This is a genomic window from Brevibacterium sediminis, from assembly GCF_024895295.1.
Classification (GTDB): domain Bacteria; phylum Actinomycetota; class Actinomycetes; order Actinomycetales; family Brevibacteriaceae; genus Brevibacterium; species Brevibacterium sediminis.
Window position 1 is genome coordinate 323,974 of the sequence record NZ_JAHQRN010000003.1, and the last position, 15,801, is coordinate 339,774.

The following is a 15,801-nucleotide window of genomic DNA, read 5'->3' on the forward strand; positions in this document are numbered from 1 at the left end:
GCGTTTCGCGCTGGGCCGAACTGCCCGCTGCGCCTCCATCGCGCGCCGACAACTCGCGGATCTGAACTGCCCTCGCCCATCTTGGCGGGCGACAAACATTTGCACTCGCATGGGGAGAGTGCTAAATCTAGTACTGGTGAAAACCGATGGGTTCCCACCAGTCGTCTCGAGAGCGTGGTCCATATGTGGAATGGAACATGCGGACACACTCTCTGCCGTCGCGGGCGTTGACGACTGCTCTGGATTCCCACTCCACTCCATCAGGGAGGATCTAAGCCACTATGGCAAAGATGATTGCATTCGACGAAGAAGCTCGTCGAGGACTCGAAGCTGGCCTCAACCAGCTTGCGGACGCGGTCAAGGTGACCCTTGGACCCCGCGGTCGCAATGTCGTGCTCGAAAAGCAGTGGGGCGCACCTACCATCACCAACGATGGCGTCTCCATTGCCAAGGAGATCGAACTCGAGGACCCCTACGAGAAGATCGGCGCCGAGCTCGTCAAGGAAGTCGCCAAGAAGACTGATGACGTCGCAGGCGACGGAACCACCACCGCTACCGTGCTCGCACAGGCTCTCGTCCGCGAAGGTCTGCGCAACGTGGCAGCCGGTGCTGATCCGCTCAGCCTCAAGCGCGGTATCGAGAAGGCCGTTGAGGCCGTCACGAACGTCCTGCTGAACAACGCCATCGACATCGAGACCAAGGAACAGATCGCCGCTACCGCTGGCATCTCCGCCGGAGATCCCGCAATCGGTGAACTGATCGCCGAGGCCATCGACAAGGTCGGCAAGGAAGGCGTCGTCACCGTCGAGGAGTCCAACACCTTCGGACTCGAGCTCGAACTGACCGAGGGTATGCGCTTCGACAAGGGCTACATCTCCGGTTACTTCGTCACCGACACCGATCGCCAGGAAGCTGTCCTTGAGGATCCCTACATCCTCATCGTCAACTCCAAGATCTCGAACGTGAAGGACCTGTTGCCCGTCCTCGAGAAGGTCCAGCAGTCCAACAAGCCGCTGTTCATCATCGCCGAAGACGTCGAGGGCGAAGCCCTGGCCGTCCTGGTGCTGAACAAGCTCAAGGGCACCTTCAAGTCCGTGGCCGTCAAGGCTCCGGGCTTCGGTGACCGTCGCAAGGCTCAGCTCGCCGACATCGCCATCCTCACCGGTGGCCAGGTCGTGTCCGAGGAAGTCGGGCTCAAGCTCGACAGCGTGACCACCGATCTGCTGGGCACCGCCCGCAAGGTCGTCATCACCAAGGACGAGACCACCATCGTCGAGGGTGCCGGAGACGCCGAGGAGATCGCCGGACGGGTCGCTCAGATCCGCGCCGAGATCGAGAACTCGGACTCCGACTACGACCGTGAGAAGCTGCAGGAGCGTCTGGCCAAGCTGGCCGGCGGTGTTGCAGTCATCAAGGCCGGAGCCGCCACCGAGGTTGAGCTCAAAGAAACCAAGCACCGCATCGAAGATGCCGTGCGCAATGCCAAGGCTGCTGTGGAAGAGGGAATCGTCGCCGGTGGCGGCGTCTCGCTCATCCAGGCTGGCAAGGCCGCATTCGCCGACCTCGCACTCGAGGGAGACGAGGCCACCGGTGCCAACATCGTCAAGGTTGCCATCGAAGCCCCGCTGAAGCAGATCGCCACGAACGCCGGCCTCGAAGCCGGTGTGGTTGCCGACAAGGTCGCCAACCTCGAAGCCGGATTCGGTCTCAACGCTGCCACCGGTGAGTACGAGGACCTGCTGGCCGCTGGCATCAACGACCCGGTCAAGGTGACCCGCTCTGCCCTGCAGAACGCCGCCTCGATCGCCGGTCTGTTCCTCACCACCGAGTCGGTCGTCGCCGACAAGCCCGAAAAGGCCGCCGCAGGTGCAGACGCAGCTGCCGGTATGGACGGAATGGGTGGAATGGGCGGCATGGGCTTCTGATAGCCACCGCTTGTTCGATCGGCCGTGCCGGTGCCCGCAAGGGTGCCGGCACGGCCGATTTCGTGCTCGGACTCTCGGGTCCCGGCCCGACGGTCAGATCGTTCACGCGGAAGTGTCCGCTCGTCGTGCGTCGGCGACCATCATCGCCGAGGCGGCCCGCCGACCCGTTGTTCCGCAGCCTCGTCCCGCATAGGCTGGGTCCATGACCTTCACCGGAACCGATGCCTGCGGAAACAGTCCGAAGAACGTCTTCGCTGCGACGTTCGAGGAGAATCTCTTCAACGGCGACAGAGAAGCACTCAACGAGGTGATCGCCGACGACTGCGTGCTGCAGATCGTCCACCCTTCCGACGTTGAAACCCACACGGGCCGGGAAGCCATCGTCGAAGCGCTGTTGAAACTGTCCGGCCATTCTCACGAGGTCGGCCACCTCGAAGCAGCGATCACTCACGGCAAGGCCGCGGCCGCGTGGGGATACTGGCAGGCCGAGGCCGACGGCGACGACCTGCGGCACTTCTCGCACACGATGTGGTTCACCACGCACAAGGCACAGGAGTTCGGACAGATCCGGATCTTCCAAGTCTGAGACGGTTCCGGACGTTCCCTGGCTGAGACGGTTCCGGACGTGCCCGGTCTGAGTAGGAAACGGAGTTCCCGGGCCTGAAGAGGCCCAGACCCTGCCAGACACGGAACGTAACCTCAGTCCCAGGGATTGTCGCGGTTATGGCGGCGATGCGACCGGCGCCGGTCCCGCTCTTCCCGCCGTGAGATCTGTCCGGGAGAGTACGGCGGATGAGACGGATGCGGCGGCTGCAGGCCCGTACCGAAGTCCGCTTCAAAATCCCGCTCGGGAGGCTCACCCTCCTCGAGCTGTCGTTTGGCCTCAGCATCACCGAGCTGGGCCCGGGCTCTGCGGGTGAGCTCCTTCTTCCGTTTGCGGATGATCTCATCCTTGCGCGCGATGTGTCCCAGTCCGCCGAGCAGCGTGGGAATGATGACGAAGATCGGCCAGAAGAAGATGAACCCTCCAGATGCGATCGACGAGATCGCCCAGATCGCCAGCACGATCCCGACCGGCCCTGCAACAGCACCGAGCAGTGCACGACGCACCCGATCTCGGTAGTACTTCTGCGCCGCGGCATCGATCTGCTCCGGCGTGATCGGCACCCGCTCTGCCTCGAGGCGAGCCAGTGCCTGCGCACGGCCCGCATCATCGAGCTTGCCAGGCTCGACCTCGGCCGGATCGGCGAGGACGAGGTCCTCGATCAGCGCTGGGACTTCACCGAGCGTCTTGATTTTCGCAGCTGCCTCGGTGCGTTCATCGAACTCCTCAACGTCGAGCCGACCGAGAGCATAACCCTCCGAGAGGACATCACTGACGACCGCGCGATCGGCATCAGAGGCCCGGACCTGCCCATACGAGCGGGGATCTGCGCTGAACCGCGACCAGAGGGGACTGGCATTCATGGTGAATACTCTAACCCCGCGATCAGCGGTGAGACTGAGGATCAGCCGGGAATCGGGCTGGACTAAACTCGACCGAGTGGAACCCGTCGTCGTGCTCATCCTCTTCGCCGTGTTCCTCGGCGCCTTGTCCCAGCGCGTCACCGGGATGGGATTCGGCCTGGTCAGCGGTCCCTTCCTCGTCCTCCTCCTCGATCCGTTCAGCGGCGTCATCCTCGTCAACATCTGCGGAATCGTCGCCTCATTCTCCGTCTTCGTCCGCACCTCCGCCGAGGTGGAATGGCCGCCTTTCCGACATCTTGCCTTGGGCGCGGTGATCGGGACCATCCCCGGCGCACTCCTGTCGTCATCGATGCCCACCCCACCGCTGCAGATCCTCATCGGCGCGCTCATCATCGTCTCCCTCATCAGCTCACTGACCTTGGGGAAGCTGGGGCGGACGATCCCCGCAAACATCGGCACACGCCTGACGGCCGGTCTCTTCTCCGGGGCGATGTCTGCCGCGGCAGGAGCCGGGGGACCGGCGGTGAGCGCCTACGCTGTGCTGACGAACTGGGAACAACGGTCGTTCGCAGCCACCCTGCAGCCTTTCCTCGTCGTCGGGACCGCCTCAGCGGTGGTGATGAAGGTGATCATCGACGGAGGGACCTGGCCTCACCTGGAGCTCGGAGTCTGGATCGGACTTGGGCTCGTCCTTGTGGCGGGCCTCGCCGGAGGCGATTGGCTCTCCCGCCATATCGACGTGGACGCAGCGCGGATCGGGATGCTCGTCCTCGCTTTCGGAGGCGGGATCGCGGCCTTGGCCAAAGGACTCTTGGCCTTCGTCTGAGGCGGTGGCGCACGGGACGTCTGAGGCGGTGGCGCACTGGGCGAGCGACGGTGTTCGATGACCCGCGCGCAACGTCGTCGCGTGACCTGCATGCATCGGTCTTCGACCGTCTGGGTCTGAGCCGTCATCGACGGCCGCGGACTGAGCAGATGTGGGGCACAGGCTCAGACGTCTTCCAGTTTCATCGGGCATACTGTTCGAGGACAAAGCTAGCCTGGGAGGCATGGATCGTGACTGAAGTATTTCTGTTGCTGCTCGTAGTTCTCGGGGCCGTTTTCTTCATCGGTCACCGCAAGGAGAAGAAGCGGCAGCAGGAATTGCACGCCGCTGAACTTCAGCAGGTGAAGAAGACCGCTGAAGAGGACGTCACCGCATTCGGTGAGGAAGTCGCCGAACTCGACGTCATCACCGCTGGCGTCGACCTCGACACGGGCGGAGCGCAGGACTACAAGCAGGCGCTCGACTCGTACGACGTCGCCAAGGAGACACTCGAGAAGGTCTCCGAACCCACTGACATCCGCCACGTCACCGAGGCGCTCGAAGACGGCCGCTATGCCGCCAAATGCGTTCGCGCCCGGGTCGAAGGCAAACCCCTGCCGGTGCGTCGTCCGCCCTGCTTCTTCAACCCGCAGCACGGTCCCTCGGTCGAAGACATCGACTGGGCCCCGGCCGGCGGCCAGCTGCGCCCCGTGCCCGTGTGCGCCGCCGACGCCGAGCGCGTCGCCGTCGGAGCCGATCCGCTGGTGCGCAAGGTCGTCACCGGTGACGGACACACCCGTCGCGCTTACTGGGAGGCCGGGCCGGCCTACGCCGAATACAACCGCGGCTACTTCAACTCCTACGCCGGCTCCGGCCTGTTGCCCGGCGTCCTCATGGGTGCCATGATGTTCGGCGGAATGGGCGGCGGCTGGGACGGTGCCTACGGCGGCGACATGGGCGACGCCGGTGGCGATATGGGCGGAGACATGGGCGGCGGTGACGGCGGAGGCTTCTTCGGAGGCGACGGCGGTGACGGCGGCGGCCTGTTCGACGGATTCGGAGACATGTTCTGATGGACACGATCGGGATCCGCGGCGAGTCGATCAGACTCGGTCAGCTGCTCAAACTCCACGGAATCGCCGAACACGGTGCCATGGCCAAGGACATGATCGCCGACGGTGAGGTCAGCGTCAACGGATCGGTCGAGACTCGCCGCGGTGCCACGATCCGACCCGGCGACCGCATCGAAGCCCTCGGCGAAGTCATCGAGGTGGCGGCTGAGGAAGGCTGAGGAAAGCTGACAGCTTCAGTTATGAGTGGAGGGCGTCCCCGCGGGGACGCCCTCCATCTGTCTGTACGGACTGAAATGCTTTCTGTTCCGGCTGAATTGCTCTCTGTTCGGACGAACCGCCTACTGCAGTTCAGGAGCCCCCGGGGTGTCGTTCATGCCCGGGGCGTCCCACAGCGCCGACCAGTTCGACGTGTCCTCTTCGAACGGCAGCTCGTTCGAGAGGATGCCCTTGACCTGGATCTCCAGGGGATTGTCCCGCTGCTTCAGTCCCAACTGCACGAACGGATAGAAAGTCCCGCGCTTGTACTGGTAGACCAACGCCATCCGACGCCCATCGGGATGGACGAAGTACACGGTTGTGCACAGCAGCATCGTGTCGAAGCCCTGATTGACCAGCGCCGAGTTCACGGCGTGGATGTTCGTGACGAGGTTGACCACCTCGGCGTTCTCATCGGCCACGACCTGCCACGTGAACCCGAACCCGTCGTTCTCCTGCCTCACCGAGGCGGCCGGGTCGGAGCCGATGAGGGCGACGCTTTCGGACTCGGCGGATTGGAACGCGGCTCCCTCGACCTGACGGAAGGCGACGGCTCCGACACCGGTGGGGGTGAAGCCGGTCGCGGCCTGCAGAGTCAGTGCTGCCGGAGGCAGGGCGAAGAGGTCGTCGAGGTTGGCCCGCTTCGGTTTGGACCGGCCGAGCAGTGCGTCGAAGAATCCCATGGAACTCCTATATCGGTGGTGCGCAGTTCAAAAGGTGCAGTTGGTGCTCACTCGGGGCGCGAGAGCTGGGCGGAGATCTGGGCCAGCTGCTCCAGTCGCTTCTCGAGTGAGGGGTGAGTGGAGAAGAGCTGGCCGAAGGCGGCCTTTCCGCTGATGGCGGGGATGAGAGCCAGATGGTTCGCCGAGGCGGACGACCGCAGATCCTTCTCCGGGATCTTGGCCATATCTCCGCTGAGCTTCGTCAGCGCCGACGCCAGTGTGGACGGTGCACCGGTGAGGATGGCCGCTGCGCGGTCGGCGGCCAACTCGCGATACCGGGAGAGGGCGCGGATGAGGACGAACGAGAGCCCGTAGACGACGGCTCCGACGAGGATGAAGAGGAGCTGGATCGGGATGCCGTTGTTATTGTTGTTCGACCGTCCGAAGCTCATGTAGTAACCGGCGCGCATCATCAGCGCGGCGACGACACCGGTGACGCCGGCAACTGTCATCACCGTGACATCGCGGTGGGCGACGTGTGAGAGCTCATGGGCGAGCACGACCTCGACCTCATCACGGTCGAGCTTCTCGAGCAGGCCACGGGTCACGCACACCACCGAGCGCTCAGGGGAGCGGCCGGTGGCGAAGGCATTGGGGATCGGGGAGTTCGAGACGGCCACGCGGGGTTTCGTCGAATCGGCCAGCTGGCAGAGTCGGTCGACGATCGTATGCAGCTCCGGAGCCTCCTCGGGGGAGACCTCCCGTCCGCCCATGGCACGCATGGCGATCTTGTCGGAGAAGTACCACTGGAAGAAGAACGCGCCGGCGCTGATGAGGACGGCGATGATGACTCCGGGAATGTTCTGTCCGAAGATCCACCAGATCGCGAGGATGAGGACGACATAGATGAGGCCGTTGAGGAAGATCGTCCATCCCATCCGCATGGTCAGTCCGTTGTCTTTGACGAAGCGATTCTTCATCGGGGTTCCTCTCTGGCAGTGGCAGAACCGGCCCACTGTCGAAGACAATGGGCCGGGTGCATTTCGGTGCTCTGTGGTTTCAGGCCGGGTCCGGGATGAAACCCTCGCCGGTGAGTAGTTCGGCGATCTCGGCCAAGGTGGCGTCGACGAAGGGAATGACGACATCGGAGGATCCGAGGTAGTCATCGGCGACGGGCTGCCCGTTGGCCGTGACGTAGTCGTGGAGGGCGCTCAGCGCGGTGCGGGCGGCTTCCTCGTTGCCGGCGTTGACGGCATCTTCGACCTGGTTGTCGTACTTCTGGAGCAGGTCCTGGTCGACGTTCTTGACGTCGAACTGTCCTTCGCCCATGATGCGGATGATCATTGCTGATCCTCACCTTCGAGCGACTTCTGGTCCTGCTTCTCGGACCCGGCAGGCAGGGAGTCACGCATCCGCTGGAGTTCCATCTCGACGTCGTTCTCGCTGGAGAGGGAGTCGAGCTGGGCGGTGATGTCGTCCTTCTGGGTTCCCGTGACGTCGTCGAGGGCACCCGAAGCAAGGAGCTCATCGACGGCACCGGCGCGCGCCTGCAGCGACGCGGTCTTGTCTTCGGCGCGCTGGACGGCGAGTCCGACGTCACCGAGCTCTTCCGAGATGCCCGAGAACGCCTCGCCGATCTTGGTCTGTGCGTCGGCGGCGTTGTATGTGGCCTTCAGCGTCTCCTTCTTCGTGCGGAAGGCGTCGACCTTGGCCTGGAGACGCTGCGAGGCGAGAGTGAGCTTCTGCTCCTCGCCCTGCAGTCCTTCGTGCTGGGTCTGCAGGTCGGTGATCTGCTGGGTCAGCCCGGACTTGCGGGTCAGGGCCTCGCGAGCGAGGTCTTCGCGACCGATCTGCATGGCTTTCTCGGCCTGACCGGAGAGCTTGTTCTGCTGCTGTTCGAGCTGGTTGATTTGCAGCTCGAGGCGCTTGCGGCTGGTGGCGACATCGGCAACACCACGACGGACCTTCTGCAGCAGCTCCAACTGCTTCTGGTACGAATAGTCAAGGGTTTCGTTGGGGTTTTCGGCCTTGTCCAGAGCTTTGTTGGCCTTGGCACCGAAGATCGTCGCGATCCGTTGGAAGATACTCATCCGTAGTCGACTCCTGCATTGGTTTGACCCGACGCTGCCAACCCGATCCACTCCGGTCCGGAGATCCTTGGCCAACACCGCCGCGAACTATCGCTCTCAAGTCTACTGAGAAAGGCTGATAGTTTGCCAGACGCCGACTACGAGAACGAACAGATCCCGGCCGCAGAAACTCGGGGATCCGCGGCGGGGATCTGTGACGCTCGGCGAACGGGACTCGACAGGGCGTGCAGCGCGAGCGGATCCGGTCGGGACGCCCGACCGAGCAGGGACTCGACGAGGCGGAAAGGGAACTGCCCGTCACGAGCGGAAGCTCGATCGTGAGTGTGGAATCCGATCGGCTCAGGGGGCGAAGAGGCGCGAGTTCGCCGCCTCGACTTCGGAGTACTGCCGGGCCGCGGTGTGGAGCGCTCCGTGGACGGAGTTGAGCGATTCCATGAGCTGCTTCTGCGCACGCTCCCACTGGTTGACCACGGCTTGGAAATTCTGGGCCGCACTGCCGCGCCAGCATTCCTGGAGGGCGAGCAGATTGCGCATCATCGTGTCGGATTCGGACACGAGATTGCGGGAGGTGTTCGCGGCGGCTGTGGCAGCGGATTGGACGCGTTCGGCGTCGACTTCGAAACTCATCATCACTCCTCTTGGTCAGAGATGTTCCGCCGCGGTCGGGCGAGACGACATCAGTGTCGGCGACTGTGGCCGAAGGGAGGAAGAGCACAGAAAGAGGGTGTGGACAGCGTTCGGCTGTCCACACCCTCCAGGTGGCTGAGTCACGACCGGATCCCCAAGCGCGGACGCGTGAGTGGTGGAAGTTCGGGCGGCTGACCGCTGCAGCAGCGAACCGCCTCAGCGACGTGCCTACTGCAGCACGAGCGTGACGTCGAGTTTCTGTTCCTTTCCGCCACGGACCACGGTGACCTCGACCGGGGTGTTCACCGGCTGAGCGCGGACGAGGGCGCGCAGGGCGATGGCGTTGTTCACCTTGGTTCCGGACACCTCGACGATGTCGTCTCCGTCCTTGACTCCGGCCTTGGCCGCGGGGGATCCGCCGGCCACGGACTGCACCTTGGCGCTGCCTCGGCTGATCCCGCCGCTGTTGATGTGCCCGTCGGTGAGAGTGATGCCGAGGAACGGATGCTTGGCCTTGCCGGAGGAGATGAGCTGATCGGCGATCATGACAGCCTGGTTCGCGGGGATCGCGAATCCGATGCCGATCGACCCGGACTGACCTCCCTCGCCCTGGCTCAGCGATGCGGCCGCCGAGTTCACGCCGATGAACTGGCCATCACCATTGACCAGCGGTCCACCCGAGTTGCCGGGGTTGATCGCCGCGTCGGTCTGGATGGCGTTCGTGATCGTCATCTCCTTCTCCTGCGAGGAGGCATCGTCGCCGATGTTCTCCGTCGATACCGGACGGTCGAGCGCGGAGACGATGCCGGTGGTCACGGTGTTGGCCAGGCCGAGCGGGTTGCCCAGGGCCATCACGGGGTCGCCCACGGTCAGCTTCTTCGAATCGCCGATGACCAGAGGTTTCACACCGTCGGGCACCTGTTCGAGCTTGATGACGGCGATATCGGTCGAAGGATCGCGGCCGACGATCTTCGCCTCCGTCGTCTCACCGTTCTTCATGGTCACGGCGATCTCGCCGTCGGGGGTGTCCGCGGGCGCGACGACGTGGTTGTTCGTGATGACGTGGCCCTGATCGTCGTACAGCGCACCCGAGCCTAGTCCCTGGACCTGGCCTCGAGTGCCGACCTGGATCGACATCACACTGTCCGAGGTCTTCTCAGCGACCTGCGTCCAATCGGGGGTCTCGATCGTCTCCTCGGCGACCTTGCGCGGTTCGTCCTGCTGCAACGCCGAAAGCGCATAGTTCCCTCCGAACGCGAGAGCCCCACCGAGGAGCGCGGCCACCAGGCCGATCGCGATCGTCGCACCCCAGCCGGGTCCTTTCTTCTCTCGCCGAGGCGGCTGCTGAGCTCCGTACGGACCGAACCCGTCCGGCCCGACCGGGCCACCGGGTCCGTTGGGATCTCCCGGTCCACCGGGCCCGGGCTGAGAACCGACGGCTGAGAATTCCGAGGAATAGGGGCCCGAGCCATGTGCGGCCGAATAGGCGTTGGAGCCGGTGGGGTGGCCCGGGGTGTTCTGCTGGTTCGAAGCGACCTGCTGACCGGAACCAGACTGTTGGCCCGGAGCGTTCGGGTACCCGGGACCGTGCGGGTTCTGGGGGCCGTTCGGGTTGCCGGGGCTGTTCGGGTGGTCGGGAGCGGCTGGATAGCCGGCGGGTCCTGTCCCCTGAGAGTTCGCCCCGGCGTGATAGGCACCAGCGCCAACAGCTGCTGCTCCGGGTCCTGCTGCTCCTCCGGGTCCTGCCGGGGTTCCGGTGCCGGTAGTCGACGAGGCGGTGCTGTTCTGTCCGGCGTTGTTCTGGCCCTGATACGACTGCGGCCCATTCTGTTGGGGCTGACCGTACGGGGGCTGGTGATGAGGCTGATTCGGCTGGACGTTCTGCCGATCCGGCTGCGATTGGCTGCCGTAGTTGCCGTGGGCGCTCTGGTGTCCCTGCTGGTCGCCCTGCTGTTGGCTGCCTGGCTGGTACGAAGAGTGCTGCTGCCCGTTCGGCTGATACGGCGACGGCTGCTGGGAGGGAGAGCCGCCTCGGTGAGGGGATCCGTCCACAGGGTTCTGTGCCTGAGTCGACGGAACGTCGGGGCGTCTCTCGGGCGGTGCGACCGGTGGACTGACGCGTGCAGGACCGTTGGGCTGGGACGGGAAGGTGCGCGGAACCTCGGCTCCGGACCCTCGGTAGCCACCTGCCGATGGGCTGCGACGTCCCCCGCCGGCGGGACCGCTGCCCTGATTCTCAGACGGACGCGGTGTCTGATCATCCGATCGGGAGCTGCGGGACACCTCATCCGGATTCTGAGGGTCGGTGTTCTCGTTCATCGCTCATCCTTTCGCGTGTCCGCAGTGGTTTCGCCGTTGTCGGAGATGGGCAGGTCGATGCGGAACGTCGCACCGCCGCCCGGAGTTTCGTGGACGGAGATCGCACCATGGTGGTTCTCCACGATCGCCTTGACGATCGACAGCCCGAGCCCGGATCCGCCGGTGTCCCTGGTCCGGGACACGTCGAGGCGGTAGAAGCGCTCGAAGATGCGCGGAACCACCTCGGGGTCGATACCGTCGCCGTGGTCCCTGACCTCGAAGCGGACCCTGCCGTTGGGGAATCCGCGCAGTGACTCATCGACCGTGATCGATCCGGCCGCCGTGACATCGGGGACGATGTTCGCCGGCTCGGGAGCCTTGGACTGCGAGCCGGACTGGGGTCCGGCTGACGATGCGGACTTCGATGCAGTCTGGGAATCGTCCGCTGCCCCACTCTGCGATCCGGAATTCTGAGGACCGGTGGGTTGCGCCGACTGCGATCCGGACGGTGTCCTGAGCTGCCCGTTGTGCTGCCCCTCTCCCCGCTCCGCATTCGCGGCGGGACTCTCGGGACCCACCTGACGGTCGGGCTTGGTCGGGGACTGTGCGGCGGTCCGGGGGGTCGGTTGGGTGTCGGTTTGGTCGTGTCCGGCGGAGTCGCCTCGGCGGAAGATGCGGACCCCTCCGGTGACGAACCCGCGTTCACGGGGTTTGTCCTTCGCCCCGCTCTTCGCACCATTGCGACCGTTCTGGCCGCGGGCGCCGCCCTCGCGGATCTCGCCGGTGTCCGCGGAATCGGGGTCGACGGACTCGGGGAGACCGACGACGCCGACGGCGAATTCGATCGCCGCGTGCTCGGGGGTGTGCCGCACGGCGTTGCCGGCGAGGTTGACGATGACTTGGCGGATCTTCGATTCGGAGCCGCGGATCATCGGCACGGGTTGGGCGTCCTCACCGTCGAGTCCGATGAAACTGATATCGCGGTCCGGGGCCTGTGCCGCGGCATCGGCGGCGGCATCGCGGACGACCTTGTGCAGATCGACCGGACCGATCTCGGCGGCACGCTGCTCGTCGAGCCTGGCCAGGACGACGAGATCGTCGACGAGGACGCCCATGCGCTTGGCCTCGGACTCCATCCGCTCCATCGCATTGGCGACGTCCTCGGACTTCGTGATCGCACCCTGCCGGTACAGCTCCGCATAACCGCGGATCGTGACCAGGGGCGTGCGCAGCTCGTGCGAGGCGTCGGAGACGAACTGGCGGATGCGCTTCTCCGAGCGGGTCTGCCCGTCGAAGGAGTCCTCGATGCGTCCGAGCATCGTATTCAGTGCCGCCGACAGCCGCCCGAGCTCGGTGTTGCGCGGATAGCTGGGCACACGTTGGGACAGGTCTCCGGCGGCGATGCGCGAGGCGGTCTTCTCGATATCGCGCAGCGGCCGGAACGTGTTGTTGATCGCCCAATAGCCGACTCCTGCGACCATCGCCAGGGCCAACAGGCCGATGCCGATCATCGTGTTCCGGGCCCGCTCGTTGATGTTGTCGACTTCCCGGTCGAAAGGCACCGCGATGGACACGAGCACGTCGGTGTTCTTCACCTTCATCGCCCGGGCCCGCCACTGCGAACTCGTTCCGGCGACGGTGAATGGCTCGCCGCCGCGCGAATAGACTTCCTTCTCGTTGATCTTCGGCAGGATCGGATGGTTCTGCGGCTCCGGGGCGACGGGGCCGCGGATCGGATCTCCGTCCGTGTTGTAGAACTGCACATAGAATCCGCCCGGCAGGAGGCTCTTGAGCTGATCCCAGGAATTCGAATCGATCGTCGTCGACGACGGCGCATCCTCGGCGTCGTCGTCCCCGGACTGGAGTTCGGCCTTCTGGAACACATCTTGGTAGGCCTGCTTCGCCAGGGTCTCGGAGGCGCTGATGAGTCGTTCATCGGTGCGCTGGACGAGGCTGTCGCGCAGGTTCTCCAACACCCAAGCGCTCGTTCCCGTGAGGACGAGCAGCATGAGCAGCATCATGATGGCCAGCAGCTTGGTAGTCAGAGACCATTCTTCCCAGAAGCCGGGACGGGAGGGACGGGATTCTATTGCCACGTATGTAATCTATCGTCCTTGCATGGACGACTACTTGGATTCCGGTGTGCGCAGCATATAGCCGACCCCGCGCTTGGTCTGGATCATCGGCGTCCACTCCATCTCGACGGGGTGGCCGGCGGCATCCGTCTCCGGGGTGACGTCGATCTTGCGGCGCAGGTAGGAGATATAGGACTCGACGATTCCGGTGTCTCCGCCGAAGTCGTATTCCCACACGTGGTCGAGGATCTGCGACTTCGACAGGACGCGGTTCGTGTTGAGCATGAGGTAGCGCAGCAGCTTGAACTCGGTGGGGGAGAGGTCGATGAGGATGCCGGAGCGGCGGACCTCATGGGTATCGTCGTCGAGTTCGAGGTCGCCCGCCACGATGACGGCGTTCTCCTCGTCCTCGAGATTGCGGGTGCGGCGGAGGACGGCGCGGATGCGGGCGACGACCTCTTCGAGACTGAAGGGCTTCGTCACATAGTCGTCACCGCCGACGGTCAGACCGGTGATCTTGTCCGAGGTGTCATCACGGGCGGTGAGGAACACGACGGGGGCGTTCATGCCGATCTGGCGCAGACGGCGGGTGACGGTGAAGCCGTCCATGTCCGGGAGCATGACGTCGAGGACGAGGAGGTCGACGTCGGTCTGCTCGGCGAGGCGCAGCGCCTCGGCGCCGTTGGCGGCGGAGACGACGTCGAAGCCGGCGAAGCGGAGACTGGTGGACAGGAGTTCGCGGATATTGGGTTCATCATCGACAACGAGCAGGGTGGCTTCGATGTCGGTGTCGTTCTGTGCTGTAGTCATGGATCCAGTCTGAGACCCATTTCTGGGAGTGGGCTGGAGATTACCTGAATGCAATTGTGACATGCGTCACTGGAAAACTCTCAGGAAAGTCCTTTTGGGTCCTGGATCGGGTATTCGTTCTCAGGAACGAAGGCTCGATTTCAGTGAAAAATGTGGTCGCGACCAGTTTGTTTTCAGATTTGCCCGCCGAGGTGGGTGTGCGAGGGCGCGTTCAGCTGAGTATGGGTGTTCGGCTCAGCGTGGGCGCGGCGGGCGAGGGTCGGGTGGCATCGGGAAGACGGTGCCCGATCGGGATGTCGGATTCTCTCGGATCTCACGCGGTGGGCGGAGGTCGAAGAGCTGCTGGGTGACGGCGAAGCGCCGAACCCGCTCGGGGCGGTGGCGGTCATAGATCACCTGGCCGACAGTGCCTCGTAGTGACGGGTCCTGCTGGACGAGGTGACGGGCCCAGCGGTCCCGGCCCTTGTTATCGACGAAGTGAACCACGGTCAGGCTCGGTGCTCTTGCCGAGGAACCGGACCAGTAGTCGATAACGCTGCCTTCGGCCAAGGCTGCCTTGGGGTAGGGAGGGCGGTCGAGAATCGGATAACGGGCCTTACGGAATGTGAGCAGGCAGACGGCGATGAGTCCGAGGCCGGCGGCGATTGCAACCACCCACCAGATCGGAGCCGCGTCTGTCATGGCGGGAACGAAGCCGAGGCCGAGCCCGCCGCCGGCCCCGAGTGCCGCCAGCTGGTATCGGAAGAATCTGGACAGGCTGCCGCCGGTGCGGAAGCGGCCGAGGGCCGCGAGTACGAGCAGGAAGCTGATGGCGGCGGAGACGAGGGCCACGATGACGGCGAGGGCGCTGAAGACGACTTTTTCGCTCAGCAGCCCTCCGGGATCCGCGGGAAGGAATGACAGCACCGCAATGGCGAAGCCCGACGTCAGCGTGGCCGACATGGTGATGATGCCTGCAAGGCCGGCGGCGAGCTTGCGTCCGGCGGTGATGCGCAAGGGCTGAAGTGACATGGGCGGCTCCTCGGGTCAGATGTGGGAGTCGGCGTCGGACTGGCGGGCGCGGAAGGCTGCGACATGAGTGCGGGTGGCGCAGCTGCCGGTATCGCAGAAGCGCTTCGAGCGATTGCGGCTGAGGTCGGCGAGATAGGCGCGGCAGTCCTCGGCGGCGCAGCGGCCGAGCCGGTCGAGATCGCCGGAGCGGATGAGGTCGATGAGGACCAGAGCGACATCGGCGGCCACTCGGTCGGCCAGGCTGGCTTGAGCGCCGGTCGCGTGCAGGTGCCAGTCCCAATGGTCGTGTTTGACCAATTGCGGCACTGACCCCGAATCGCTCAGTGTGAGATTGATCTCATCGACGACCGCGATCGTCCCCGCTTCGACCTCGTCGTCGGTCTCGGCGTCGATGCTCGCATCCAGTGCTGCGGCGAATCTGCGGCGCAGTTCCAGGGTCTCGTCGACGTCGCTTCTGGTGGCGGTCAAAGGTCCGGAGAAGTCGTGCCGGGCCGCGAATTCGCGGAGTTTCGCGGTTGTCGTCAGTTCGTCACCGCCGTCCGTGATGTCGCCGGAGGTGTTGAGGAGGTCGACGAGCATCGTGAGGTTCGCGCGAATGTCGTAGATGAAAGCCATGGTGAATAACATTCTGCCACAGGATGTAAGGACCAAAATGCACTTGACCCATTTCAAATTAAGGGTCGATACTGAAACCGGCAGCCGT

Annotated in this window: 16 protein-coding genes; 5 read left to right on the top strand and 11 right to left on the bottom strand. The window is 64.5% G+C overall.

Going from position 1 to position 15,801, the window contains the following annotated elements; all coding sequences use genetic code 11:
* The first annotated feature begins 281 nt into the window (after positions 1-281).
* Positions 282-1,925, top strand: a complete 1,644-nt coding sequence (groL, locus tag KTJ89_RS08790; protein WP_039208485.1) for a chaperonin GroEL — start codon at positions 282-284, stop codon at positions 1,923-1,925.
* Positions 1,926-2,127: 202 nt separating this feature from the next.
* Positions 2,128-2,511 carry a DUF4440 domain-containing protein gene (locus KTJ89_RS08795; protein ID WP_259357415.1) on the top strand — a complete coding sequence of 128 codons (384 nt, stop codon included), beginning with the start codon at positions 2,128-2,130 and terminating at the stop codon, positions 2,509-2,511.
* 113 nt (positions 2,512-2,624) lie between these two features.
* Here the strand turns inward: KTJ89_RS08795 and KTJ89_RS08800 are convergent, their stop codons facing one another.
* Positions 2,625-3,392: a DUF1707 SHOCT-like domain-containing protein gene (locus tag KTJ89_RS08800; protein WP_259357416.1), complete on the bottom strand. Its 768-nt coding sequence runs from the start codon at positions 3,390-3,392 to the stop codon at positions 2,625-2,627.
* Between the two features lie 76 nt (positions 3,393-3,468).
* Here KTJ89_RS08800 and KTJ89_RS08805 point away from each other — a divergent pair, with 76 nt between their 5' ends.
* The 3 genes from KTJ89_RS08805 to KTJ89_RS08815 all read left to right on the top strand — a co-directional run bounded on the left by KTJ89_RS08805 (position 3,469) and on the right by KTJ89_RS08815 (position 5,488).
* Complete coding sequence (locus KTJ89_RS08805) at positions 3,469-4,218, top strand: sulfite exporter TauE/SafE family protein (RefSeq protein WP_259357417.1); 750 nt, start codon at positions 3,469-3,471, stop codon at positions 4,216-4,218.
* Between the two features lie 230 nt (positions 4,219-4,448).
* Positions 4,449-5,270 (top strand): hypothetical protein, encoded by an 822-nt coding sequence (locus KTJ89_RS08810; RefSeq protein ID WP_139908947.1) that lies wholly within the window; start codon positions 4,449-4,451, stop codon positions 5,268-5,270.
* Positions 5,270-5,488 (top strand): RNA-binding S4 domain-containing protein, encoded by a 219-nt coding sequence (locus KTJ89_RS08815; RefSeq protein WP_259357418.1) that lies wholly within the window; start codon positions 5,270-5,272, stop codon positions 5,486-5,488. Before KTJ89_RS08810 ends, KTJ89_RS08815 begins: the two co-directional genes overlap by 1 nt.
* A gap of 120 nt (positions 5,489-5,608) precedes the next feature.
* Here KTJ89_RS08815 and pspAB read toward each other — a convergent pair whose 3' ends face one another.
* The 10 genes from pspAB to KTJ89_RS08865 all read right to left on the bottom strand — a co-directional run bounded on the left by pspAB (position 5,609) and on the right by KTJ89_RS08865 (position 15,713).
* On the bottom strand, positions 5,609-6,208 hold the full coding sequence (pspAB, locus tag KTJ89_RS08820; RefSeq protein ID WP_259357419.1) for a PspA-associated protein PspAB: 600 nt from the start codon (positions 6,206-6,208) through the stop codon (positions 5,609-5,611).
* 47 nt (positions 6,209-6,255) lie between these two features.
* Positions 6,256-7,167, bottom strand: coding sequence for a zinc metalloprotease HtpX (htpX, locus tag KTJ89_RS08825; RefSeq protein WP_101543644.1), 912 nt, complete (start codon positions 7,165-7,167; stop codon positions 6,256-6,258).
* A 79-nt stretch (positions 7,168-7,246) separates the two neighbouring features.
* Entirely contained in the window at positions 7,247-7,531 is a 285-nt protein-coding gene (gene pspAA / locus KTJ89_RS08830) for a PspA-associated protein PspAA (RefSeq protein ID WP_139468159.1), read from the bottom strand.
* Positions 7,528-8,277 (bottom strand): PspA/IM30 family protein, encoded by a 750-nt coding sequence (locus KTJ89_RS08835; RefSeq protein WP_101543641.1) that lies wholly within the window; start codon positions 8,275-8,277, stop codon positions 7,528-7,530. The genes pspAA and KTJ89_RS08835 overlap by 4 nt, the downstream gene beginning before the upstream one ends.
* Positions 8,278-8,616: 339 nt before the next feature.
* A complete protein-coding gene (locus tag KTJ89_RS08840) occupies positions 8,617-8,904 on the bottom strand; it encodes a WXG100 family type VII secretion target (RefSeq protein ID WP_035321190.1) in 288 nt (95 codons plus the stop codon).
* Between the two features lie 228 nt (positions 8,905-9,132).
* Positions 9,133-11,223, bottom strand: coding sequence for a S1C family serine protease (locus tag KTJ89_RS08845; RefSeq protein WP_259357420.1), 2,091 nt, complete (start codon positions 11,221-11,223; stop codon positions 9,133-9,135).
* A complete protein-coding gene (locus KTJ89_RS08850; RefSeq protein WP_259357421.1) occupies positions 11,220-13,298 on the bottom strand; it encodes a sensor histidine kinase in 2,079 nt (692 codons plus the stop codon). Before KTJ89_RS08850 ends, KTJ89_RS08845 begins: the two co-directional genes overlap by 4 nt.
* Before the next feature lie 30 nt (positions 13,299-13,328).
* The gene (locus tag KTJ89_RS08855) at positions 13,329-14,087 is read right to left on the bottom strand and encodes a response regulator transcription factor (RefSeq protein WP_039208507.1); all 759 of its coding nucleotides are present in this window, start codon (positions 14,085-14,087) and stop codon (positions 13,329-13,331) included.
* 234 nt (positions 14,088-14,321) lie between these two features.
* Entirely contained in the window at positions 14,322-15,098 is a 777-nt protein-coding gene (locus KTJ89_RS08860; RefSeq protein ID WP_259357422.1) for a PH domain-containing protein, read from the bottom strand.
* 15 nt (positions 15,099-15,113) lie between these two features.
* Positions 15,114-15,713 carry a CGNR zinc finger domain-containing protein gene (locus tag KTJ89_RS08865; RefSeq protein WP_259357423.1) on the bottom strand — a complete coding sequence of 200 codons (600 nt, stop codon included), beginning with the start codon at positions 15,711-15,713 and terminating at the stop codon, positions 15,114-15,116.
* Positions 15,714-15,801: the final 88 nt, after the last annotated feature.

Bases quoted from the DNA above. Each gene is read 5' to 3' on its own strand.
- groL (WP_039208485.1), top strand. From the start codon at position 282: ATGGCAAAGATGATTGCATTCGACGAAGAAGCTCGTCGAGGACTCGAA.
- KTJ89_RS08795 (WP_259357415.1), top strand. From the start codon at position 2,128: ATGACCTTCACCGGAACCGATGCCTGCGGAAACAGTCCGAAGAACGTC.
- KTJ89_RS08800 (WP_259357416.1), bottom strand. From the start codon at position 3,392: ATGAATGCCAGTCCCCTCTGGTCGCGGTTCAGCGCAGATCCCCGCTCG.
- KTJ89_RS08815 (WP_259357418.1), top strand. From the start codon at position 5,270: ATGGACACGATCGGGATCCGCGGCGAGTCGATCAGACTCGGTCAGCTG.
- pspAB (WP_259357419.1), bottom strand. From the start codon at position 6,208: ATGGGATTCTTCGACGCACTGCTCGGCCGGTCCAAACCGAAGCGGGCC.
- htpX (WP_101543644.1), bottom strand. From the start codon at position 7,167: ATGAAGAATCGCTTCGTCAAAGACAACGGACTGACCATGCGGATGGGA.
- pspAA (WP_139468159.1), bottom strand. From the start codon at position 7,531: ATGATCATCCGCATCATGGGCGAAGGACAGTTCGACGTCAAGAACGTC.
- KTJ89_RS08835 (WP_101543641.1), bottom strand. From the start codon at position 8,277: ATGAGTATCTTCCAACGGATCGCGACGATCTTCGGTGCCAAGGCCAAC.
- KTJ89_RS08840 (WP_035321190.1), bottom strand. From the start codon at position 8,904: ATGAGTTTCGAAGTCGACGCCGAACGCGTCCAATCCGCTGCCACAGCC.
- KTJ89_RS08845 (WP_259357420.1), bottom strand. From the start codon at position 11,223: ATGAACGAGAACACCGACCCTCAGAATCCGGATGAGGTGTCCCGCAGC.
- KTJ89_RS08855 (WP_039208507.1), bottom strand. From the start codon at position 14,087: ATGACTACAGCACAGAACGACACCGACATCGAAGCCACCCTGCTCGTT.
- KTJ89_RS08860 (WP_259357422.1), bottom strand. From the start codon at position 15,098: ATGTCACTTCAGCCCTTGCGCATCACCGCCGGACGCAAGCTCGCCGCC.
- KTJ89_RS08865 (WP_259357423.1), bottom strand. From the start codon at position 15,713: ATGGCTTTCATCTACGACATTCGCGCGAACCTCACGATGCTCGTCGAC.